The organism is Erysipelatoclostridium sp. MSK.7.34, from assembly GCF_019041935.1.
Taxonomy (GTDB): domain Bacteria; phylum Bacillota_I; class Bacilli_A; order Erysipelotrichales; family Coprobacillaceae; genus Thomasclavelia; species Thomasclavelia ramosa.
Genome location: NZ_JAHPYJ010000003.1, coordinates 181,433 through 205,194 on the forward strand (window position 1 = coordinate 181,433; position 23,762 = coordinate 205,194).

Sequence of the window (23,762 nt, forward strand, 5' to 3'; positions counted from 1 at the left end):
ATTTAATTCGACAAATATCGTATTATATGTATGGCGAAAGGATGGGAAAGTTATGGAGTATAGGCACGCAATAAATAATAGAAGAAAATTAAAGAAAAAACCAACAATTGCCCTAGTAGTAATTGTTGTTATAGCAATTTTATTAGGAGGAATATTTTGGTTTATTAACCGCGAGGGACCGTATGATAAGTATAAAGTATATAATAAAGATAACAAGAAATTTGGAACAGTAGAACACTATGAAAAAGACGATGATAGTTTCTTTATTTCATTATATTATCCAAAGACAAAAAACAGTAATTTAGATAAAATTGTTAAAGATTATCAAGAAAATTATGTAAAAGAACAAAAGATTAATAAAAATAGTAAAGATATATTATACATGGACTACTCAATCAATGAAGTATATAATCAGTTTATTAACTTAAAATTTAAAACTATTCGTTATGATGAAGATGACAAAGTAGTAGAAACAAAAGAAAAATTATTTACTTATGATACAAAAAAAGAAAAGATTCTAACTGTTGGAGACAGTTTAAGAAATACTTTTAAAACAGTGTTAGCTAGTAGTCAAGGAATTGATAAAGTAGATGCTAAAAGTAACAATTTAACAGTAGAAAAAGATAAATTAATTATTTACACTACTGAAGATTTGAAAAACAAGATTGAAGTTAATTATAAAGATAATAAAGAATTAATCAAATTAGCGAATAAGAATATACCTTCAGATGCACCTTTAGATGTTGCAGGACCTGCTGCTCAGCCTGAAGTTGATCCAAACAAGAAAATGATTGCTTTCACTCTTGATGATGGACCACACAAAACAAATACTTTAAAAGTAGTTGAAATGTTTGAAAAATATAATGGTCGTGCAACTTTCTTTGAATTAGGGAAAAATATTACTTTATATCCTGATGTGGTAAAAACAGTCTATGAACATGGTTTTGAGATTGCTAGTCACTCTTGGGATCATCCAGATTTAAGAAAGTTGGATGCTGAAGGACTTAATAAACAAATTGTTGATACACAAAATGCAATTTATAAGATTACTGGTGCTGAACCTACATTAATTAGACCACCATATGGTGCTTTCAATGATAATGTAAAATCAGTAGTCAAAAATAATGGAATGGAAATTGCTCTATGGAGTGTTGATACATTGGACTGGAAGTTAAAAGATGCTAATAAAATAAAAGAGACTATTATTAATAATTCATATGATGGTGCAGTAGTTTTATTACATGATATTCATAATTTCTCTGTTGAGGGATTAGAAATGGCTTTGGGAGAACTTTATAACCGTGGTTATCAATTTGTTACTCTTGATACGCTTAAACAATATAAAGATTTGAAAACAGTTTTTCGCTAGTATATGCTAGCGAATTTTTTTTACACAAAAAACCATATTTTTAATGTATCTATTATGCAATTGTTTAATATAATCATGATTGGGGTGATTAAATGAATCAAGAAATGATTAATGCTTTTCAAGAACAGAGGCATTTTGAAGAATTGATGCAACCTTATCGGGCAGCTATTATGATTGTAAAGACTAAACTAGAAATCATAGATCAAGAATTGAAATTTAAATGTGAACATAGTCCAATTCATAATATTCAGAGTCGAATCAAATCTCCACAAAGTATTTTAGATAAATTAGAAAGAAAGGGGTTTAGTAAGAACTTTAATAATATTAAAGAGTTAAATGATATAGCTGGCCTGCGAGTGATTTGCCAGTATATCAATGATATTCAATACATTGCACAATTACTAGTTTTACAAGATGATGTAATACAAATAAAACACAATAATTATATTCAATATCCTAAAGAGAATGGTTATCGTAGTTTGCATTTGATTGTGAGTGTACCTGTTTATCAAAGAGAAGGGATGATGCAAGTACCGGTAGAAATCCAAATTAGAACTATTGCAATGGACTGTTGGGCATCGTTGGAGCATGAATTAGCTTATAAAACTAATTTTGTTGCTAATAATGATATTAAACAGCGTTTAAAATGGTGTGCCGATATGATGGCTAAGACTGATGAAGAAATGCAAAAAGTTTATTTAGAGTTGAATCAGCCTTGGAGTAACAAAAAATGTTTCACGTGAAACATTTTTTGTTTAATATACTTTTCTAAGTAGAGTTGTTAGTATAAAAATATAAATACATAGTATAATATATACTTTTTAAGAGGCGATTACTATGATATATATAGGTACTATATAGTAGTAAGTAAAAAAATAACCTGTAAGCATATATAAAATGATAAGTAGTTATTTGAATTATAATATTGAGCATATTGTAAAGGTAAACAAAGTATATATGCTTATTTTGTCTATAAAACAGAGTAGCAAAAATATTGTAAGATATTTTTTGTGAAGATAGGTTAAGTAATTATTATTGAGAAATCACATTAACTTATTTGAAGCATAGCTAATATGAAGAAAAAATAATGTATTTTGTGTAGTGGAGGAAAGTAAACTATTTTTAAATCCATATGATAATGTTTTAAGAGTAGTTATTTTAATAATTGGTATTAATAAAATAATAATGAATAATTTATTTCTAATAGATTTTTAACTTAGATATTAAATCATTGTATATTCATAAAGAAAATAATAACTGTGGTTAAGCTAAAATAAAAATTATATTTATACATTAATTAGTTTTGATTCTTTTAAAGAAGTCAATGATAGTATGGCACAACTTGCTATCTATAAATATTACTGGGCAAAGTAGTATATGTTAGCAATAAGATATTTGTGAGTGCTTAGATAGTAATGGATATATTATTTTCTATAAGATATACGCTATTAATAAAAAAATAAAGGTAAGTTATTGTGAAATTGTTTAAATATTAAAATAAATGTCTAATTATTACTGCTATCGAGGTAGAATTATATCCACGATAAGATTGTAATTTTTTCCAATTATATGAAGCAATAAATAAGTTTCAACAGAAATAAAAAAATATTAAAGAGAGTTAATGCTTGATTCAAAATGTTTCACGTGAAACATTTTGAATCAAAGAAAGGATTAAGTATGTGAGCAAAGAAATAATTAAAAATTAAAGAAGTACTTATTAAAATTGCTACATACTATTGTTCCCACCCAAGAGAAGATGGGATTTTTAAAAGCTGATGATACAATACTAGTTTTATTACAAAATTTTTTAACAGCTAATAATGTTAAAGCTAGTGAATATAGTATGGAACAACGGGCAACATATGTTTATCATTTAATAAATGAAAAATAGATATTTATAATAGATAATTCATATGGAAGAACATTATTAGTCTAAATTTAATTTGACTTTAGGCTTAGAGTTTGCTAAAGTTAAGAGTGGAAAAAGCGAAGATGGGAAGATGTTAAAGTGGCGCATATAGAGACTTAGTGGCAGGTGGAAACTAAGAGTTAAACTTTAAGTGATGGCCCCGGAGCTGTTATCTTGAATAGTTAAAGATAATCGTTTGACTTGCGTTAAAAGTATTGAGTGACACAGCAATGTGTAAAAAAGGTGGTACCGCGATTATTCGTCCTTTTATTAGGGCGTTTTTTTATTTAAAAATAAAGGAGAAATATATATGAAGAATGAAAAAGATTATTATTTAACAACTGCAATTACATATACTTCAGGAAAACCTCATATTGGAAATACTTATGAAATTATTTTAGCAGATGCAATTGCTCGATTTAAAAGACAAGAAGGATATAATGTTTATTTCCAAACTGGGACAGATGAACATGGTCAAAAAATTGAGTTAAAAGCTAAAGAAGCAGGAATCCCGCCAAAGCAGTTTGTTGATGAAAAAGCTGGTGAAGTAAAAAGAATTTGGGATTTAATGGATACTACATATGATCGATTTATGAGAACGACTGATGATTATCATAAGTCACAAGTACAAAAAATCTTCAAAAAATTATATGATCAAGGGGATATTTACTTAGGTCATTATGAAGGTAAATATTGTACGGCTTGTGAATCATTTTTTACAGAATCACAACTAGTAGATGGAAAATGTCCAGACTGTGGAGGTGAAGTCCATGATGCTAAGGAAGAAGCATATTTCTTTAAATTATCAAAATATGCTGATCGTTTAATTGAACATATTGAAACACACCCTGAATTTATTCAACCAGTATCACGAAAGAATGAAATGATGAATAATTTTTTAAAACCAGGATTACAAGATTTATGCGTATCAAGAACCTCATTTACTTGGTCGATTCCCGTAGATTTTGATCCTAAACATGTTGTTTATGTATGGATTGATGCATTAAGTAACTATATTACAGGATTAGGGTATGATGTCGATGGTAATCATGGCGAATTATATCAAAAGTATTGGCCTGCAGATCTACATTTAATTGGTAAAGATATTGTGCGTTTCCATACTATTTATTGGCCAATTATGCTAATGGCTTTAGATATTCCTTTACCTAAACAAGTATTTGGACATCCATGGTTATTACAAGGTGAAAGTAAAATGTCAAAATCAAAAGGAAATGTAATCTATGCAGATGATTTAGTAGACATTTTTGGTGTAGATGCAGTTAGATATTATGTTTTACATGAAATTCCATATGATAATGATGGAAGCATCACCTGGGATCTTTTAGTAGAAAGAATTAATTCTGATTTAGCTAATGTCTTAGGAAATTTAGTAAATCGTACTATTGCTATGTCAAATAAATACTTTGGCGGAATTGTTAATAACCCAAAAGTTACAGAAGCAGTTGATGATGAGTTAATTGAAATAGCATTAGCAATGCCTAAAAAAGTAATTGGTAAGATGGATGAATTTAAGTCATCTGATGCCCTTGATGCCATCTTTACATTATTAAGAAGAACTAATAAATATATTGATGAAACAATGCCATGGGCGCTTGCTAAAGATGAAACAAAAAGGGATCGTTTAGCGACAGTTCTTTATAACTTAATTGAAAGTATTCGTTTTGCAGCGATTGCGTTAATTCCATATATGCCATCTACTGCTAATAAGATTTTAGATCAAATTAATACTGATCAAAGAGATTTATTAGCTTTAGATACTTTTGGAACATATAAAGAAGGTACCAAAGTAGCTGAAAAACCAGAAATGTTATTTGCTCGTTTGGATCCAAAAGAAATTCAAAAGAAAGTAGAAGCATTGCAACCGGCAAAACCAGAAGTAAAAGAAGAACCAAAAGAAGATAATACAATTACTATTGATGACTTTAAGAAAATTGAATTAATTGTTGGAACAGTAGAAGAATGCAAAAAACATCCGGATGCTGATAAATTATTAGTATCACAAATTAATTTAGGAAAAGAAACAAGACAAATTGTTAGTGGTATCGCTGATCATTATACTCCGGAAGAATTCGTTGGTAAAAAAGTAATTGTTGTAGCAAACTTAAAACCAGCTAAACTACGAGGGATTGAGTCACAAGGAATGATTTTAGCTGGAGATAAAAAGGGATTATTAGAAGTAATTAGCGTTGAAAATTTACCAAACGGGACAAAAATACATTAATGGCTTCTTTATATCCATTTATTAAAGAGGATATTCTTAAAGATATCCAAAGTGGAGTTTATCAAGAAGATAAAATGCTTCCACCTGAACGAGAATTCACTGAAAAATATCGAGTATCAAGAATGACAATTCGTCGAGCTTTAGATGAATTGATTCAAGATGGAGTTTTAATTAGAAAGTCTGGCAGTGGTGTTTTTATTGCTAAAAATAAAAAGTCACGTAGTATTTCTAAAGTATCAATCCAAACTGATGAAGAAATTGTTAAAACTTATGGTAAAGTTATAATTAAGGTAGTCTCTATAAAAACAGTTGTAAATCATCCTTTAGCACTTAGATATCTTGATGTTAAAACTGATGAGGAAGTATATCAGTTAAAGAGAGTTCAATATGGTGGTAAAACTCCAATTGTCTATGAAAATATTTTCTTACCCAAACGCTATTTTAATTCACTAGATAAGATTGATTGCACAAGATCAATGAGCCAAATTGTTCATGAAACAATAAAAGTTAAAGAGGCAACCAATCGTTCAATTGAGGTTGAGGCACGGTTAGCATCTAAAAAACTTGCAACATATTTAGAAGTTGCTAAGAATGCTCCAATCTTGCAAACAACAATTATTGAAAAGAATGCTGAAAATAATCCTTTATATTGTGGTGTCAATAGTTTTGATGCTACCGAATTTAAATATACATCTGAGTAGTTAAAATGAAGTAAGCCCAGAATCGATTGAATTTGATTCTGGGCCTTGTTTATCTATTAAAACTTTATTGATAATTTCTAGTTTTAGTTTTTGAAGAATAATGATTATTCTTATCTTTTTGCAAAATATCATATATGTGTTTATTAATGATTTTTATCAAATACAGGATACCGTTCTTATTTATTTTATATTTTTGATAATAAACTTATAGCAAGCTCTGCTTTCACTTATTATATATTTCTATATATGTTCTTTTGTTAGCCTTGCCATAATAAAACCCCTTCCAGCTGGTTGTGTCCAACTGAAGAGGGGACTTCATTATAGTTGTTTTTAAATAACTATTATTTGATTGTTTTTAACCATAAAATAAATTCATCAACAGGTAGTGGTTTTGAATAAATATAGCCTTGAACCATATTACAATGGACAGATTTTAGAAATTCTAACTGTTCTAAAGTTTCAATTCCTTCAGCTACAAGCGATATATTCAGTTTATCTGCTAGTTCAATGAAGTTGGCAATAATATCCTTACTTTTTTGACTACTTATATCATCAAAGAACTTTTTATCCATTTTTATGCCATCTACTTTAAAGTCTTTTAATAATCCTAAAGATGAGAATCCAGCACCAAAATCATCTAGAGAACATAGGAAACCATATTGATGAATTTGATGAATTGTATCTTTAATACTTTCAATTTGCTGATTATCAAAGAAAATGGATTCAGTAAGTTCTAATTCAATCAAATTATTTGGAATTCTATATTGTTCTTTAATTCTTGCAAATGCTTTTAAGAAATCATTATCTTTAAAATGAACTCGAGAGACATTGACTGAAATAACAAATGGTTTTTCACCACGAGCAATCATATCCTGTAAAAAGATACATACTTCTTCGAATATATATAGGTCGAGTTTAATAATATTATCATTTCTTTCGAAAAGTGGAATAAAATCAGATGGATATATAGTTCCTCGCTCAGGATGGAACCAGCGAACTAAAGCTTCAGCTCCACCGATTTTATTATTAGAAATAATAATTTTTGGTTGTAAAAACATATGAAAATCTTTGTTTTTTATTGAATTCTCAAATAAATCATTTAATTCCTGTTCTTTTTTCATGGTATCCAAAATTTCTTTATCATAGTAAGTACATTTTGATTTCTTACTATTAAGGCGGCAGGCCAAACGAGCATAATCTTGAATAATATTAATTTCTGAATTAGGATTTTCAATTAAACAAGCGCCTTGCAAGATAGTTAATTGTGATGCTTTGTTCTTTGCAAATGAATTAATTTCAGCAATTATCATATCAAGTCGTGTTTGAATAATTTGTTTATTAGATTCATTTAGACAAATAAAGAAATGATCATTTTCACTTCGAGCAACAAGTTCATTAGAGCTAATGTTATTGTAAATAACATTATAAATATGTTTTAAAACATCATTCCCTTTATTAAAGCCATAATTCTGATTGATCAACTTAAATTGTTTAATATCTAAAAAAATAACCGTATAATTAGATGGGGGCGCGGTATTTACTAATTTTTGCGCATCTAATTGAAAACCAGCATTATTCAATCCTGCAGTCAATGGATCAGTAAAGGCAATTTTCTCTAACCAGTTCTTGTGTTTTTTGTAAGATAGAAAAATTAAATATAAAAGAACTGAGAAAACACAAATGACACAAGCAACTAAAATAAAGTTATAGAAAATATATTGATTTGTACCACTTGAAATGAGTTCGCCAGGAACTAAGGTTAATAATGTCCAATCATTATGGTCAAGATAATGATAAGATATTATTAAAGAAGTATCATCACTAGCAGTAAACTCAAAAACACCAGATTTACCATTAATGATATTTTTACGCATTTTTTTAATATGATTTACAGCATCAGTATCTGTTCCATCTTTAAAGATATTATCTAACTGCATAAATGGTTTAAGATCAGTGGGGGAAATGACAACATTACCGTTCTGATCAATAATGCAAGATAGACCTTGGCCATTAAAACTTTTAGGTTTAATTAAATTTTGGATATTTTCTTTATCACGAATACCAATAAGTACTTTTGTTATTCCTTTCTCATCATAGATCGGTGTAGAAAAAAGAAGACTCTGACCATCAAGATAGATTAGGTTATTTTCACCTTTAAATGATGAACTTACTAGTGATAAATCAAATGTTTCAGATTGCTCGGGAATTGTATTGCCTTTATCATCAATAACAAACAAATCAGTAAATTCTAAATTTTCACATTTTTTTTGAAGAAAAGAAGAAATCTCTTGATTATCAGGCAAAATATTTATTGAATCAGATAATAGTCTTAACGAAGATTTTATAGCTTCGATTCGCATAGAAATATCATCTGCTAATTGTGAAGTAACATCGTTTACATAAGTATTGGTACTTGAGCCCAAAGTATTATTTAAATTAATTGTATTAAAAATCATCAAGACAATTATGACGATTAAAATTATATAAATATATATTAATTTACCAACAGGGTAGATAGAAGGTTTTTTATTAACTATATTTTTACCAATTTTTTTCATTATAAAAAACTCCCAACTATAAAATTATATCAATTTAATTTTATCATTACCGTAAAAATAAACAATTAAATAATTGGGTACATAAGCATATAGTAGAAAGATTTTTTTTGTGATAAAATTATATTTATATAAATAAATCTAAGTAATTTAATATTATGTGCCTATTTAACGATAAAGGAGTTGATCGTAGTGAAGCAAAAACAAACGTTATTTAATTATTTATACAACAATCTTCATGATTTGATTGTAAGTGGACGTCTTCCTTATGGCTCGAAGCTACCATCAATTTCTGAGTTGTGCGAATTTTACAATATTGGAATTCGAACGGTTAAAGATGTATTGCACGTATTAAAAGAAGAGGGCTATATTTCGACCCATGAACGTAAAGCGACAACCGTTGTGTATAACATTCATAGTAAATTCAAAGAAGATGGCCTTGAATATGTATTAGAGCATCGTCAGGAAATAATCGATGTGTATAAAACGATTGGTTTAATTATGCCGGTAATTTTTTCTTTTGCAGCACAGATATGGGATGAAGAAGACTTACAATTATGCTCTCAAAGATTAAAAGAATCAGAAGATAAGAGTGCAGAGGAACGTGAACGGATATGTACTCGAATATTTTTTGAACTGTTAGATAAATCACATAATCCTTTATTACGAGATATTTTCTCCAGCTTAGAAATATATGCAAGACCAGTATTCTTTGTTAATTATGAAAAATATATTAATTATTTTAATTTAGAATATACTTTTAAAAGTATTACATGGGTTACAAGTTCGTTATTAACTAGGGATAAAAGTGAAATTGAATATCGTTTTGGTTTAATGTACGATACAGTTATCAATGTTATTGAAAAAACATTAACGGACCTAGCTCTTAAATATCCTGAAATAAAAGAAATGACACCCAACTATACCTGGTCTGCAGAATTAGGCAGAGATCATTGTTATACACAAATAGCTCGTGATTTAATTAATAAGATCTCATTAGGTATTTATCCAGTGGGAAGCTTTTTACCGCCAGAAGCAAAATTAGCTAAAATGTATAAAGTTAGCGTTTCTACAATTAGAAAAAGTCTACATATGTTGAATGAATTAGGTTTTGGTGAAACAATGAATGTTAAAGGTACTAGGGTAGTGATACAAGATGAGCAGACTGCAATTAAATGTATGCAAAATAAACAATACCGGCAAGATACTTTATTATATTTAAACGGTGTTCAGGCAATGGTAATTTTAATCAAAAAAGCTGCAACCTTAGCTTTTCCAAATATTACGCAAGAAAAGATCAAAAATCTTCAGGGTGAAATAGAAGATTCAAAGAATCTTATGTTGGAATGTTTGCTTAATTGTATAGTTGACAATTTACCACTGTTACCGTTTAAAACAATTATACAAGAAACTAATAAAATTATTTATTGGGGTTATTATTTTGCTTTTTACCCAAGTGAAAAGCAAAGTATTAATATAATTAACATTAAAAGTAAAAAGGCATTAGAATATCTTTGCTTAGGTGAAGCAGAATGTTTTGCTGACGAAATATCATCGAGTTATAATCATTCACTTAATGTTGTTCGTGATTATTTAATTGAATATGGTTTAGGAGAGGCTAAAAATATTATTTCACCGGAATAAAGTTATATTTATAGAAATATAACTTTTTTATTTCAGAAAATTGTATAGACAATAATATATTTATGATATGATATATATAGAGGTGAATATGATGGAAATAGAAAAATGGCTAAATGATGTATTAGAGAAGAAAAATAAACGAGCAATGCCAATAATTACCTTTCCAGCAGCAACAAAGTTAAATATTAGTGTCAAAAAATTAATTAATGATACCGATCAACAAGTTGCAGCTCTTAAGATAATTAAAGAGGAGTGTAATCCATTAGCAATTTTAGGTTTTATGGATTTATCGGTTGAAGCAGAATGTTTTGGTGCAGAAATAAAAGTTACTGATAACGAAGTACCGACAGTAGTTGGTCAATTAATTGAAGATGAAGATGATGCTCAGGCATTAAAGGTTCCTGCAGTGGGAAGCGGGCGAAGTCAATTATATATTGATGCAATCAAAAAAACTAAAGCAGAAATTAAAGATATCCCTATTTTGGGAGGTTGTATTGGTCCGTTTAGTTTGGCTGGTCGTTTAATGGATGTAAGTGAAGCAATGATCAATTGTTATGAAGAGCCAGAAATGGTACATATTGTATTAGAAAAGGCTACAAAATTTTTGATCGACTATATTTCAGCGTATAAAGAAGCTGGAGCTGATGGAATTTTAATGGCAGAACCACTAGCTGGGGTGCTATCGCCAGTTTTGGCGACTGAATTTTCTAGTACCTATGTAAAAAAGATAGTTACAGCAGTTCAAGATGAAAATTTTATGGTCGTATACCATAATTGTGGTAATAATACTTTAAAAATGATTGATGATTTTAAAGAAATTAAAGCACGAGCATATCATTTTGGTAATGCTATTAACATAAAAAAAATGCTAGAACTAATGCCAAAGGATTGTCTTGTTATGGGAAATATAGACCCAGTGGAAATAATTAGTAACGGAACCCCAGAAACAATCAAAGAAATTACACTAAATTTATTAAAAGAGTGTAAAGATTATCGTAATTTTATTATTTCGAGTGGTTGTGATATCCCTCCATTAGCCCCATGGAAAAATATTAAAGCTTTTATGGAAGTTTGTGAAAATTATTATGAAAACGATTCTTGAATATTTACAGGAACAAGATTGTAATTTTATCGCCCCTTGTAATGGTCAAAAAAAATGTGGAAAATGTAAAGTAAAAGCTACCAATCGAATCATCGAGGTTAATCATGATGATCTAAAACTGCTTACTAAAAAAGAGCTGGATCAAGGGTATCGTTTAGCCTGCAGTCATTTATATCATCAGGGTGACCGATTTATTTTGCCACAAGCAGACGGAGTTATTGAGGATAGTATATATTTAAATGATACCGTAGTAATTACCGAACCTGTTGAGAAAGTTGGAATTATCATTGATATTGGAACAACAACAGTAGCAATGAAATGGCTCAATTTAAAAAGCGGAATGATTATTGAAAGTCAGTCTTTCTTTAATCCTCAAGGCAAATTTGGAAGTGATGTGATTGCTCGAATTGATTTTGATAATCGTGATAATGATCATAAATTAGGTGAACTAATAATTAAAGAAATATTTAGTCGAATCAATGTGTCTACAAAAATCAAAGAAATATTAGTTTGTGGTAATGCAACAATGATTAATTTGTTTTTAAAAGAAAAGGTAAAAACAATTGGAGTATCACCATTTGATGTACCAATCTTAACAATGACTGAATATCCTTTAAATTATTTTATAAAGAGTTCAGTAAAGATTGAAGTTATGACTATGAATCATATTTCTGCTTATGTGGGGAGTGATATTGTCATGGGAATTTATGCTACTAATATGGATAAAAACAAGGAAAATGTATTACTGATGGATTTGGGAACTAATGGTGAGATGGTGATAGGAAATAAGCATCGGCTATTAGCGACATCTTGTCCTGCTGGGCCTGCCTTTGAAGGGGTAAATATTGAATGTGGTGGTCCAAGTATTGCTGGCGCTGTTTGTGCGACTAAAGTCGAAAATAATAAGCTTGTCTATAAAACAATTGATAATCAAGATGCTAATAGTATTTGTGGTAGTGGTTTAATTTCTTTAATCGCTAATTTGCTACGTTTAGGAATTATTGATGATACAGGTAATTTTTTAAATAAGCAAAAAAAATACTATTTAAATGATGAAGTATATTTATCAATTAAAGATATAAAAGCTTTTATGTTAGCAAAAGCAGCAATTCAAGCGGGAAAAGAAGTATTATTGAAGGAATTGAATGATGAAGTAACAACTATTTATATTGCGGGTGGCTTCGGAAATTATTTGGAGAAAGCGGATCTTGTTACCTTGAATATTATTAGTTCAGAAGAAGCTAACAAAGTTCAATATATTAAAAATAGTGCTATCAGTGGTCTTTATAAACTAATATTGACACGAGATTTTCAGCGAGTTCAACATATTAGTAATCAAACAAAAGTTATCTATTTAGAAAAAGATCCTGATTTTAATGATTATTGGATAGATGCGATGGTGTTTTCATGATAAAAGTTATTGCTTGCAAAATATACGAATATTATATTTCACAACTAGACTTATCACTTGATAATTATGAATTTGTATATCTAGATATACAACAACATAATCAACCACATACTTTAGCAAAAAATATCCAAAAAGAAATTGATAAGAGCAGGGGGGATGAAAAAATAATTGTTTTATACGGACTTTGCGGTAATGCTTTAGTTGAAATACAAGCACGCAATATTCCTGTATATCTAGTTAGAGTGCATGATTGTTTAACTGTTTTATTGGGGAGCAAACAGCGATTTAAACAATTATTTTCAAATCGCTTGTCTTCTTCATGGAGCTGTTATAGTTTAAAAGTTAATGGCTGTAATGTTTATGAAGATGAACAATATTTAAAGTGGTGTCAGCGATACGATCAAGAAACAGCAGACTATTTGAAATCCCAATTACAAACGCAGGATAATGTATACCTAATTTATAATTATTGTGACGATGTTCCTTTTCTTAAAAATCAGGAACAAATTAAAATAGATTTAAAATTTTTAAAACAAATATTATTACAAACTAGTAATGAATTAGTAATTTTAGAAAAAAATCAAAAAGTTGTAATTAGTAGTGATATCGATCAAGTATTTGAGATAATGGAGGAGTAGAAATGATTGAAGAAATTAGTGAATTAATTCAAAAAGGACAAGCTAAAAAGGTTGTCAAATTGGTAAATGAAGCTTTAGAAGCTGGCTTTCCAGCAACGGATATTCTTAATCAGGGGTTGTTGAAAGGTATGGATGCCATTGGTGTAAAATTTAAAAATGAAGAAGTTTTTGTTCCCGAAGTATTAGTTGCAGCTCGGGCGATGAATAAGGGAATCGAGATTTTAAAGCCATATTTACAAGATACGGAACATCAAAGTAAGGGAACCGTTATTCTCGGTACTGTAAAAGGTGATCTTCACGATATTGGAAAAAATTTAGTTAAGATCATGTTGGAAGGAAAAGGTTTAGAAGTAGTTGATTTAGGTGTCGATGTAGATGCACAAAAATTTGTTGAAGAAGCAAAAATACATCAAGCACAAATTATCTGCTGTAGTGCTCTTCTAACAACGACAATGCCAGAAATGAAAAAAGTAGTTGATTTAGTTGCTCAAGAACATTTAAATGTTAAAGTTATGATTGGTGGAGCACCTGTTAATCAAGATTATTGTAATGAAATAGGCGCTGATTATTATACAGATGATGCCACTAGTGCAAGTGAAGTTGCTTATGCAATCGTGGGAGGTACGTTATGTTAACTAAAGCAAAAAAAGAACAGTTAGTTGAAGATTTTGAAAAATGGTGGGAGCATAAATTAGAACGGCCAATTATTCAAGTAACTTTATTTGATGAAGATTATCAACCTCAAAAACACCGATATAATCGAGGGGAATTATTAGAAATGCTATATGATTTAGATAAGCCGGTTAATGAGGTAGTTCAAGCATATCAAGAAACATTTTTTTCGAATATTTATTTGGGTGATGCTTTTCCTATCTTTTATATGCGCTCAACCGGAGTTTTAGGAGCCTATTTAGGTCAAACTTATCATATTGATGTAAAACAAGGGACAATTTGGTTTCAAGAAATGAAAGGATGTGAGTTAGAAGATATTCATCCTCGCCTAGAGGAAACATATCCCTTATATCAAAGATCATTAGAACTAATCAAAGCATTTAATCAGTTTTATGGAGATGATATTGCAATGGGAATTGCTAATCTTGGAGGAATGATGGATATCGTTGAATCAATGAGAGGGGCAAATAACTCACTAATTGATTTATATGATGATCCTGATGAAGTTCAACGTTTAAATGATGACATTTACAAAGCATTTGAACAAGCCTATGAAGAGATGATTGCTAGTATTGATTTAAATAATACTTTGGGTTATACCGGATGGATCAGTCTATTATCACAAAAACCATATTTTATTTCTCAATGCGATTTTTGTTGTATGATTGGTCCAGAGCAATTTGATGAGTTTGTTTTTGAAACCTTAAAGAAAGAGGCATCCTTGATTGAGCGTTCATTCTATCATTTAGATGGTCCTGGTGCAGTACGTCATCTTGATAAGATCATTGAATGTGGTTTTAAAGGAATTCAATGGATCAATGGTGCTGGAGCAAAACCATTAAATGATCCTTGCTGGAATGAAATTTATCAAAAAGTACATGATGCGGGCTTACTACTACAAGTTAATATAAGTGGCAAAGAAGAATTAGAATATATTGATTATATTGTTGATTATCTTGGAAGTCCTAAAGGTATTGCTTTTATTTGTACTGGCAGCAGTAAAGATAAAGAAGTCTTTGAAGCTTATTTAGAAAAATATCATATTCCTAATTAAGTACCATAATCGTGGTACTTTTTTTAAAAGCTTCACGTGAAACTATTCAATTATGATATAATAAAAAATAAGGATAAGGGGGATAAATTATGCAGTTACCAGAAAAAGTAGAACTGGCTTTTTTACCAACACCAATATATAAACTAGAGAAGTTATCTAAACAATTCCAAAAAAATATTTATATAAAAAGAGATGATTTAACTGGAATAGAAACATTGGGTAATAAAATTAGAAAGTTAGAATATTCATTGAGAGAAGCATTTGAACAAGGTTGTGATTTAGTCATTACTTGTGGGGGTATGCAGTCAAATCATGCTCGTGCAACAGCCTATGCCGCAGCTAAGTTATCAATGAAAAGCTGCTTATTACTTCGTGGCAATGGAAGTAGTGAGCCAGTCGAAGGAAACTATTTTTTAGACCGCTTAGTTGGTGCAGATATTGTTATCAAAGAACCTGAAATTTTTAATCGTGATAAGGATAAGATCATGCTGAAATTAAAAACTGCCTATGAAGCTAAAGGATATAAACCATATATTATTCCAATGGGAGCAAGTAATGGAATTGGTACTTTAGGTTATGTTGAAGCTTTTACAGAAATCTTAAAACAAGAAGAAGCTATGAAAGTAGAATTTGATACAATTATTAATGCTGTTGGCAGTGGGGGGACATATGCAGGTTTATATATTGGAAATGAGCTTAATCGTACTAAAAAACAAATTATTGGATTTAATGTTTGCGATGATAAGGAATACTTTATTAAGGAGATAACAAAAATTATTAAAGAGGCGCAAGTATATTTTGATCAGGAAATAAAAACAGAGCGGATCAAGATAATTGATGGTTATGTTGGTCAGGGATATGCTTTAAGTCGAAGTGAAGAACTTGATGCTATTGCATCTTTAGCTAAATTAGAAGCAGTAGTATTAGATCCTGTATATACTGGTAAGGCATACTATGGTTTGATCAATGAATTAGAAAAAGGAACGTTTGTTGATAGTGAAAATATTTTATTTATGCATACTGGTGGAATCTTTGGGCTATTCCCGAAACAAAGTCAATTTAAATAAAAAAAGGTAGTATTATGAAATGGACACTGTTATTTGGACAACCAAATAATGGAGGTTCTTTTTATAATATTACCTTTTAATAAAAGCTTATTTATGAGGTGCTAATTTTACCAGGATACCACTGCCAGCTAATCGAGGTCGGATGACTAAATAGATAGTAGAAGCTAAGGCGACAGTAATAACAGCATTAACTGAAGTTGTAATAGCGTTCCAGCTTGCTAAGGTGGCAGCAGCCTTTTCTGGAGCACCTAAAATCATCGAATTATAAAAATAGCCAAAGATTGGCTCTCCAACCACATTAAAAAACATTCCAGCCATACAAGAAATGACAACATAAATTATTAAATGAGAATCATTATCATGTTTTTCAATTTTGAAAATTTTATGTGCAACTAATCCAGTAACGATTCCAATCATTAATTTAAGGATAATTGTTTTAGGTGCATAGGTAACATAAACAGGATCAAGTAGATCACCAATTCCCATTCCAATCGCTCCTGCAATTCCTCCAGGAAGTCCCCCTAGCAATAATGCAGCTAAGACACAAAAGGTATTTCCTAAATGAAATGATGTAGTTCCCCCTGGCGTTGGTATTTTGATTTGTAGAAAAGTAAAAGAGACATAGGCTAATGCAGCCATCAAACCAATTGTCGCTATTTTAAGTGTTTTATTATTCATAAAAATCCCCCTATTTATTAAATCTATAAGTATCTTAACATTACACTGGATATTAAAAAAGATACAGTTTTTAATAAATTTATAAGGACAGTAAGAAAATTTGCAAGTTTTAGGATTGTACAATTATTAATGGTTAAGTTACAATATAATTATAGTAGTCTAGGAGGTGTCAGGATTGAAATTCAAAAATATCGAAGAGTTAATGGATAAACTAAATAATGAATATAAAGTCCTTCTAGATGTTATTGATAATGTTATTCTCGTAATTGATAATGAAATGAAGATACTTTTTGTGAACCGGAAAGGTCGTAAGCTGATAGGTGAAAATGTATTAATGCAGCCTTGTAAAGCTCTTAAAATGGATAATTGTAGTACGGAAAAGTGCTGTATTATGCGTTACCTTCACGGTTTACAACCATTAGATAATCTTCATAAAGATGGAAGTGTAGAAAAAGTAACAGTTTCAAGATTTTATGATAACCAAAACAATCCGCAAGGTTTTATTATCGTAGCTACCGATATAACCGAATTATCAAATATGAAAAAGGAGCTTCTAATAGGTGAAGAAATTTATAAGCTTGCTTTAAAACAAGCAAATACAACATTGTGGCAATATGATGTGTTAAATCATACAATTGAGCAGCTATTTTGTCCTGATGAAGTTGCATTAGGAATTTTAGATATTAATAAAACTTATTATAATATCCCAGAAAGTTTGGTTGAAGCAAAGATCATCAGTCAAGAGGATGGTTTACGAGTAAGAAAATTATGCCAAGAGATTGAAAAAGGCAGGCCTGAAACTTCAATTGAATTAAAGATGAAGCGTGGAGATGGAGAAGAACGCTGGATCAGTCTAAAATGTTCAACAATCTTTGATGAGCAGGGACGTGCAGTTAAATCAATTGGAATCGGTAAAGATATTACGGATTTTGTTGAACTAAAGAGCAAGTATGAAATTGAACGAGAATATCGTGAGGCTTTAGGTAAAGATGCACTGAGTTATATTGAAGTTAATTTAACGATGAATGAAGTTATTGATCGGAAAATAGCAAAAAATAATTTTATTGATTTTTATGATGGTAAAAACTATGAAAAATCAATTTTAAAACTAAGTGAAAATTCAATTCCTAGTGAGTATGGCAAAGTGCTTCGTGAATTAAATCGGCAAAATTTATTAAATAATTATCGTGATGGAAAACGTAAATTAGATTTAGAATATCAATTCTATAATAAGTTTAAAGATAATTATAATTTTATTCAAATTACACTATATTTGATTGAATTTAATAAAGATATTTATGCTTGTGGTTATATCAAGGATATTAATGAAAATAAAGTACATGATCTTGTACTAAAGAAGAAAATTGAATTAGATCCACTAACAGGGCTATATAATCGAGAAGCTATTGAAATTAAAACAAATGAAATTATTCAAAATTTTCCTGAAAATAATCATGCGATTATGATCTTAGACATTGATAATTTTAAGCAGGTTAATGATAATTTCGGTCATTTATACGGTGATGCATTTTTGTGTGAAATATCTCGAAAAATAAAATCTAAATTTCGAAATGATGACTTAGTTGCTCGTCTTGGTGGTGATGAGTATTTAGTTTTAATGAAGAATATTTCAAACAGTGAACTAGCTATTGATAAGGCTAATGATCTATGTAAACTGATTGAAGGTGCTTATGGAACTGGAGGAACAAAAGTTAAAGTAACGGTATCTGTAGGGGTAGTTTTATACCCTAATCATGGAAAAACATTTGATGAGTTATATCACCATGGTGATCAGGCTTTATACAAAATTAAAAAGAATAATAAAAATGGTGTTTGTTTGTATGATGAGAGTTTAGAGATTAGTGATGGTCAATTGGATAAAGTGAATAATATTGTTGATCGGGCTACCAAAAAGTTTTCTGATAATGTTGGTGAGTATATTTTTAGAATTTTATATAAATGTCAAGATTTAAATGAAACAATTACAGCAGTCCTAGAATTATTGGGAATGCATTATTATATGAGCCAAAATTTAATTATTGTACGAGATTTGGATATTGGGAAATACAAAGTAAATAATTATTGGAGTTCAAAGAATGAAGATTTAACAAAAGTTATTGATGTTACTTATCATGATTATTGGCCTGAGTATGTACGGCAATTTGATGATGAGGGGATTCTTTGGGTTAATGATATCAAGGCTTCAGATGTTTCTCCAGCAATTAAAACACTTTATGCTAATAGTAAGACCCGTATGGTAATTAGTGGTCTTATTAAAAATGGCGATGATATTATTGGTATCATAAGCATGGAACATGAAAAACCCTACGCTTATAAAGCGGAAGAAAAAGAAATGTTATTAACTTCGATTGCTATCATTAGTACTTTTCTTGTTAAAAAATATCAGGAAAAAGAAAAGAATCAGTATTTAAATGCAATTCAAATGATTTTAGATTTCCAAGAAAATGGGATTTACGTTATTGATCCCAACACTTATAAACTTGTGTATTATAATCATAAAATCAAACATATTTTTAATCAGGTAAAAGTTGGTGATTATTGCTATAAGTCTTTTAGAGGCTATGATGAACCATGCGCTGACTGCCCAATTAAAGATATGAAGGATAGCGATTTATCGTATACTAAATTGATTTATAATTGTAACATTAGTGCTCAGTTGGAGACAACGGTAAAACGTGTTCGGTGGATCAATGGTCAAGATGTTGCTGCAGTTACTAGTATCGATATAACAAAATATTATAATGAAAAGTAGGATCAAAGTATCCTACTTTCTAAATAAAGGGGGATTTTTTTATGAGAATTTATTTCCGGGGAAATTTATACGGTTGTAATCAGGCAACTGCTTTTGTAGAAGATAAGGGAAAAATTATCTTTATCGGAAGTGATAAGGAAGCATTAAAATATTCTGGTGAACAAATTGATTTAAATAATAAATATGTATATCCAGGTTTTAATGATTCGCATATGCATTTAGTTAATTATGGTCAAAGTTTAAAAAATGTTCTATTAGAAAAGCATACTAATTCGCTTAAAGCACTTTTAGAAGAATTAAAGAAATATTTAGTAAAGGGGCAGTGGCTGATTGGGCGGGGCTGGAATCATGATTATTTTACAGATGAACAGCGTTTTCCTACCCGAAAAGATCTTGATATGATTAGTGAAGAGGAACCGATTGTAATTACGCGGACTTGTGGACATATCTTAGTTGCTAATAGCAAAGCAATTGAATTAGCAAATATTACCAGTGAAGCAGTCGAGGGCGGCTATTTTGATTTAGATGCAGGATTATTTCAAGAAAATGCACTTTATTTGATCTATGATACAATCCCTCAGCCAACTATTGAAGAAATAAAAGATAATATTTTAATCGCTCAAAAAGAGTTACATAGTTATGGAATAACATCTGTTCAAAGTGACGATCTCTTGAGTGCCACTAGTGATTATCATGATGCTCTACAGGCTTTTGAACAATTAAGAGCAGAAAATAAACTAACGATAAGAGTTTACGAACAAGCACAGTTGCCGACGTTAAAAGCCTTAAAAGAGTTTATTAATTTAGGTTATTGTACCGGTAGTGGTGATGAGTTTTTTAAAATAGGCCCATTAAAAATGCTTGGGGATGGATCATTAGGAGCACGAACTGCTTTTTTAAGTAAGCCTTATTATGATGCACCTAAGACACGAGGAATTCCTGTTTTTAGTCGTGAAGAAATCAAAATGATGTTTGACTACGCTAATCGTCATGAGATGCAGATTGCTATTCACGCAATTGGTGATGGAATCTTAGATTGGATTTTTGAAGGATACGAAAATGCGTTAAAAAACTATTCTCGTGAAGATCCACGACATGGTATTGTGCATTGTCAGATCACTCGAGAAGATCAGTTGCTTAAATATCAGCAGTTACATTTACATGCTTATATTCAAAGTGTCTTTTTAGATTATGATAATCATATTATTAATCAAAGGGTTTCTCCCCAATTAGCACAAACATCATATAATTTTAAAACACTTCGTAATATAACGACTATTTCTAATGGGTCAGACTGTCCAGTTGAAGCCCCAGATGTTTTAAAAGGGATTCAATTAGCGGTTACAAGAACATCTATCGATGGGACTGGACCATATCTAAAAGAGCAGGCATTAACTAGAGAAGAAGCGATCGAGTCGTTTACGATCGGTGGTGCATATGCTTCATTTGAAGAAGAGGTCAAAGGAACTTTGGAGGTAGGAAAGTATTGCGATTTTGTTGTGCTTAGTGATAATATATTAGACGTAGATGTTCAGCATATTAAAGACATTAAAGTATTGGCTACTTATGTAGGTGGGCAATTAGTCTATGGAGGTCAGTAAATGAGAGTAAATGAACAGGCAGTAAAAAATATTTTAAAATCGGTTGGTAATGCTAAATTGGTCGCAGCAACAAAATATGTTGGAATTGAAGAGATTAATGAATTAGAAAAACTAGGAGTAAAGTATTTTGGCGAAAATCGAGTCCAAGCTTTTTTAGAAAAATATGAAAAGTATCATGGGGCACAAGAATTTCATATGATAGGAACGCTACAACCAAATAAAGTTAAGTATATAATTGATAAAGTTAGCTTGATTCATTCAATTGATAGTTATTCATTAATTAAAGAAGTAGAAAAACAAGCTAAGAAGCATGATTTAAAAATGCCAATATTAATCCAAGTCAATGTAGCAAAAGAGGAAAGTAAGCATGGTTTTGCAGTAGAAGAAATTGAAGATGTATTTGATTATTTAAAAGAATGTCCCCATTTAATTGTAAAAGGGCTAATGATGATGGCACCACATATTGATTCTAATGATACAGCAGTATATTTTAAACAAACAAAGGAGTTATTTGATCAATTAAATTGTAAATATTCAGAGTTTGAAATGACAGAATTATCAATGGGGATGTCTAATGATTATCACGAAGCGTTAAAGTATGGAGCAACGATGATAAGGGTAGGAAGTGCCTTGTTTGAATAAAGTAAAGTTTATAGAGTCGCGGAGTTTATTAATTTAAAACTCCTTTTTTCATTATAAAATATAATGTATTTTAAGAGATTTGGATATTATTTCAAATTTCTTTTTTTATTGAACTTGTAAAATGCTTCTCAAGAAATTGAAAGAATTTGCAAATATTTGCTCTTTTGAATTTAGGTATAATGAAATTGTAAAGGAAGGAGGCTTTTAAATGGAAGCTTGGGAAAATTATTTTGAAGTTATGGAAAAGGTTGTTGCACAAGTAAAAAATACGCAAAAAGATAATATCAAAAAAGCTGCAAAAATACTTGCTGATACAACTGAAAAAGGAGGTCTTATTTATGGGTTTGGGACGGGTCATTCTCATTTAGTAGTCGATGATGCATTTTGGCGAGCTGCTACCCCGGCTAATTATTGTGCTTTGCTGGAACAAAGTGCAACAGGCAGTTTTGAAATTACAAAAAGTTATTACATTGAAAATATGTATGAAATTGGAAAAATGATAGTTGATTATCATCGAATCACCCTTAATGACTGCATGATTATTATTTCTAATTCTGGCAATAATATTGCACCAGTAGATGCTGCTATAAGGGCAAAAGAAAAGGGAATTCCTATTATTGCGATTACTGCAGTGGAATATAGCCAATTCTTAAAGACAAAACATAAGGCAGGAGTAAAGCTTAAAGATGTTGCTGATGTAGTGTTAGATAATTGTTCATTAATAGGTGATGCGGCAATTGAGATAGAAAATTTTCCTATGAAAGTGGGGGCAACTAGTACAATACCAAATGTCTTTTTACAAAATGCAATATTATGTGAAATGGTTGATATTTTAGTTAAAAAGGGAATTCACCCGGATGTTTATTACAATGGTCATATGGCTTTTATGAATGAAGATTGTGCTGATCATAATGATAAATTAGTGGATAAATATTTTTATCGGATAAGGAATTTATGATGAAAGCAAGATCAAGATACTATCAGCATATTCATGATATTTTAAATAATATTGTAGATTCACAAGAAGCAGCTATTCAAAAAGCTGCCTTAGAAATGACCCAATGTATTGAAAAGGGACATACGATTTATGCTTTTGGAGCTTCTCATGCGGGAATTCTTACCCAAGAACTGTTTTATCGGGCTGGTGGATTGGCTTTAATTAATCCAATTATGGCAAAGGAAGTTCAATTAGATGTAAGACCAATAACTCTAACCTCGCAAATGGAGAGACTACCTGGTTATGGGACATTGATTTTAGAGCATACGCCAATACAAAAAGAAGATGTTCTAATTATTCATTCAGTTTCTGGTCGAAATACAATTGCAATTGATATGGCATTACGGGCTAAGGCAATGGGTGTGATCGTGATTGCTGTTACAAATATAGAATATAGTCAAGCTGTAGTTTCGCGACATGAAACAGGAAAGAAATTGTTAGATATTGCAGATATTGTTATTGATAATTGTGGAGATTTTGAGGATTCCAGTATTACTATTGATGGTCTAGACCAAAAGGTTGCCCCAACCTCTACAATAGCCGGAGCTTTTATTTTAAATAGTGTGATTATTCAAGTAGTAGAAAATCTAGTTAATGACGACTTCGAACCACCGATTTTTCATAGTGCTAATATTGATGGAGGTGACGAATATAATCAAAATATCTTAAACCAATATAAAAATCGCATTCATTATATGAAGTGAGTA

19 protein-coding genes and 1 other annotated feature are annotated in these 23,762 nt (G+C 30.2%); of the genes, 17 read left to right on the forward strand and 2 right to left on the reverse strand.

Translation table 11 applies throughout. The features are described 5' to 3' along the window. Positions 1–52: 52 nt before the first annotated feature. The 5 genes from KTF99_RS03720 (at position 53) to KTF99_RS03735 (ending at position 6,221) form a co-directional block, all read left to right on the forward strand. Positions 53–1,369, forward strand: a complete 1,317-nt coding sequence (locus KTF99_RS03720; protein WP_008792528.1) for a polysaccharide deacetylase family protein — start codon at positions 53–55, stop codon at positions 1,367–1,369. A 92-nt stretch (positions 1,370–1,461) separates the two neighbouring features. Then, a complete protein-coding gene (locus KTF99_RS03725) occupies positions 1,462–2,112 on the forward strand; it encodes a GTP pyrophosphokinase (RefSeq protein ID WP_009009604.1) in 651 nt (216 codons plus the stop codon). 1,013 nt (positions 2,113–3,125) lie between these two features. Then, a complete protein-coding gene (locus KTF99_RS17355) occupies positions 3,126–3,260 on the forward strand; it encodes a hypothetical protein (protein ID WP_003535451.1) in 135 nt (44 codons plus the stop codon). Between the two features lie 89 nt (positions 3,261–3,349). Then, positions 3,350–3,548, forward strand: a binding site (T-box leader). 40 nt (positions 3,549–3,588) lie between these two features. Continuing rightward, positions 3,589–5,520, forward strand: a complete 1,932-nt coding sequence (gene metG / locus KTF99_RS03730; RefSeq protein WP_003535449.1) for a methionine--tRNA ligase — start codon at positions 3,589–3,591, stop codon at positions 5,518–5,520. Continuing rightward, positions 5,520–6,221, forward strand: a complete 702-nt coding sequence (locus KTF99_RS03735; RefSeq protein WP_003535448.1) for a GntR family transcriptional regulator — start codon at positions 5,520–5,522, stop codon at positions 6,219–6,221. Before metG ends, KTF99_RS03735 begins: the two co-directional genes overlap by 1 nt. A 341-nt stretch (positions 6,222–6,562) precedes the next feature. Here KTF99_RS03735 and KTF99_RS03740 read toward each other — a convergent pair whose 3' ends face one another. Further along, complete coding sequence (locus tag KTF99_RS03740) at positions 6,563–8,779, reverse strand: GGDEF domain-containing protein (protein ID WP_117561367.1); 2,217 nt, start codon at positions 8,777–8,779, stop codon at positions 6,563–6,565. Positions 8,780–8,968: 189 nt separating this feature from the next. On the opposite strand from KTF99_RS03740, the gene KTF99_RS03745 reads away from it, so the two are divergent. The 7 genes from KTF99_RS03745 (at position 8,969) to KTF99_RS03775 (ending at position 16,364) form a co-directional block, all read left to right on the forward strand. Continuing rightward, positions 8,969–10,420 (forward strand): GntR family transcriptional regulator, encoded by a 1,452-nt coding sequence (locus KTF99_RS03745; RefSeq protein ID WP_009300427.1) that lies wholly within the window; start codon positions 8,969–8,971, stop codon positions 10,418–10,420. Positions 10,421–10,511: 91 nt separating this feature from the next. Next, positions 10,512–11,522, forward strand: coding sequence for a uroporphyrinogen decarboxylase family protein (locus KTF99_RS03750; protein WP_224209045.1), 1,011 nt, complete (start codon positions 10,512–10,514; stop codon positions 11,520–11,522). Further along, entirely contained in the window at positions 11,494–12,933 is a 1,440-nt protein-coding gene (locus tag KTF99_RS03755; RefSeq protein ID WP_003535435.1) for an ASKHA domain-containing protein, read from the forward strand. Before KTF99_RS03750 ends, KTF99_RS03755 begins: the two co-directional genes overlap by 29 nt. Further along, positions 12,930–13,571 carry a DUF1638 domain-containing protein gene (locus KTF99_RS03760; protein ID WP_003535433.1) on the forward strand — a complete coding sequence of 214 codons (642 nt, stop codon included), beginning with the start codon at positions 12,930–12,932 and terminating at the stop codon, positions 13,569–13,571. The genes KTF99_RS03755 and KTF99_RS03760 overlap by 4 nt, the downstream gene beginning before the upstream one ends. A 2-nt stretch (positions 13,572–13,573) precedes the next feature. Then, on the forward strand, positions 13,574–14,206 hold the full coding sequence (locus KTF99_RS03765) for a corrinoid protein (RefSeq protein ID WP_003535432.1): 633 nt from the start codon (positions 13,574–13,576) through the stop codon (positions 14,204–14,206). Then, on the forward strand, positions 14,200–15,297 hold the full coding sequence (locus KTF99_RS03770) for a hypothetical protein (protein WP_008792521.1): 1,098 nt from the start codon (positions 14,200–14,202) through the stop codon (positions 15,295–15,297). The genes KTF99_RS03765 and KTF99_RS03770 overlap by 7 nt, the downstream gene beginning before the upstream one ends. 89 nt (positions 15,298–15,386) lie before the next feature. Next, positions 15,387–16,364, forward strand: coding sequence for a D-cysteine desulfhydrase family protein (locus tag KTF99_RS03775; protein WP_029482059.1), 978 nt, complete (start codon positions 15,387–15,389; stop codon positions 16,362–16,364). Positions 16,365–16,451: 87 nt separating this feature from the next. On the opposite strand, the gene KTF99_RS03780 is transcribed toward KTF99_RS03775, so the two are convergent. Beyond that, positions 16,452–17,042 (reverse strand): ECF transporter S component, encoded by a 591-nt coding sequence (locus KTF99_RS03780; RefSeq protein ID WP_003535428.1) that lies wholly within the window; start codon positions 17,040–17,042, stop codon positions 16,452–16,454. A gap of 166 nt (positions 17,043–17,208) precedes the next feature. On the opposite strand from KTF99_RS03780, the gene KTF99_RS03785 reads away from it, so the two are divergent. The 5 genes from KTF99_RS03785 to KTF99_RS03805 all read left to right on the forward strand — a co-directional run bounded on the left by KTF99_RS03785 (position 17,209) and on the right by KTF99_RS03805 (position 23,759). Continuing rightward, positions 17,209–19,815, forward strand: a complete 2,607-nt coding sequence (locus KTF99_RS03785) for a sensor domain-containing diguanylate cyclase (RefSeq protein ID WP_003535427.1) — start codon at positions 17,209–17,211, stop codon at positions 19,813–19,815. A gap of 41 nt (positions 19,816–19,856) precedes the next feature. After that, the gene (locus KTF99_RS03790; protein ID WP_029482055.1) at positions 19,857–21,416 is read left to right on the forward strand and encodes an amidohydrolase; all 1,560 of its coding nucleotides are present in this window, start codon (positions 19,857–19,859) and stop codon (positions 21,414–21,416) included. Next, the gene (locus KTF99_RS03795; protein ID WP_003535425.1) at positions 21,417–22,058 is read left to right on the forward strand and encodes a YggS family pyridoxal phosphate-dependent enzyme; all 642 of its coding nucleotides are present in this window, start codon (positions 21,417–21,419) and stop codon (positions 22,056–22,058) included. A gap of 208 nt (positions 22,059–22,266) precedes the next feature. Next, on the forward strand, positions 22,267–23,016 hold the full coding sequence (locus tag KTF99_RS03800) for a sugar isomerase domain-containing protein (protein ID WP_029482053.1): 750 nt from the start codon (positions 22,267–22,269) through the stop codon (positions 23,014–23,016). Continuing rightward, positions 23,013–23,759: a sugar isomerase domain-containing protein gene (locus KTF99_RS03805; protein WP_254210087.1), complete on the forward strand. Its 747-nt coding sequence runs from the start codon at positions 23,013–23,015 to the stop codon at positions 23,757–23,759. The genes KTF99_RS03800 and KTF99_RS03805 overlap by 4 nt, the downstream gene beginning before the upstream one ends. The last annotated feature ends 3 nt before the right edge of the window (positions 23,760–23,762 follow it).

Coding starts and splice junctions, on each gene's coding strand:
- KTF99_RS03720 (WP_008792528.1), top strand. CDS start 53: ATGGAGTATAGGCACGCAATAAATAATAGAAGAAAATTAAAGAAAAAA.
- KTF99_RS03725 (WP_009009604.1), top strand. CDS start 1,462: ATGAATCAAGAAATGATTAATGCTTTTCAAGAACAGAGGCATTTTGAA.
- KTF99_RS17355 (WP_003535451.1), top strand. CDS start 3,126: ATGGGATTTTTAAAAGCTGATGATACAATACTAGTTTTATTACAAAAT.
- metG (WP_003535449.1), top strand. CDS start 3,589: ATGAAGAATGAAAAAGATTATTATTTAACAACTGCAATTACATATACT.
- KTF99_RS03735 (WP_003535448.1), top strand. CDS start 5,520: ATGGCTTCTTTATATCCATTTATTAAAGAGGATATTCTTAAAGATATC.
- KTF99_RS03740 (WP_117561367.1), bottom strand. CDS start 8,779: ATGAAAAAAATTGGTAAAAATATAGTTAATAAAAAACCTTCTATCTAC.
- KTF99_RS03750 (WP_224209045.1), top strand. CDS start 10,512: ATGGAAATAGAAAAATGGCTAAATGATGTATTAGAGAAGAAAAATAAA.
- KTF99_RS03760 (WP_003535433.1), top strand. CDS start 12,930: ATGATAAAAGTTATTGCTTGCAAAATATACGAATATTATATTTCACAA.
- KTF99_RS03765 (WP_003535432.1), top strand. CDS start 13,574: ATGATTGAAGAAATTAGTGAATTAATTCAAAAAGGACAAGCTAAAAAG.
- KTF99_RS03770 (WP_008792521.1), top strand. CDS start 14,200: ATGTTAACTAAAGCAAAAAAAGAACAGTTAGTTGAAGATTTTGAAAAA.
- KTF99_RS03775 (WP_029482059.1), top strand. CDS start 15,387: ATGCAGTTACCAGAAAAAGTAGAACTGGCTTTTTTACCAACACCAATA.
- KTF99_RS03780 (WP_003535428.1), bottom strand. CDS start 17,042: ATGAATAATAAAACACTTAAAATAGCGACAATTGGTTTGATGGCTGCA.
- KTF99_RS03790 (WP_029482055.1), top strand. CDS start 19,857: ATGAGAATTTATTTCCGGGGAAATTTATACGGTTGTAATCAGGCAACT.
- KTF99_RS03795 (WP_003535425.1), top strand. CDS start 21,417: ATGAGAGTAAATGAACAGGCAGTAAAAAATATTTTAAAATCGGTTGGT.
- KTF99_RS03800 (WP_029482053.1), top strand. CDS start 22,267: ATGGAAGCTTGGGAAAATTATTTTGAAGTTATGGAAAAGGTTGTTGCA.
- KTF99_RS03805 (WP_254210087.1), top strand. CDS start 23,013: ATGATGAAAGCAAGATCAAGATACTATCAGCATATTCATGATATTTTA.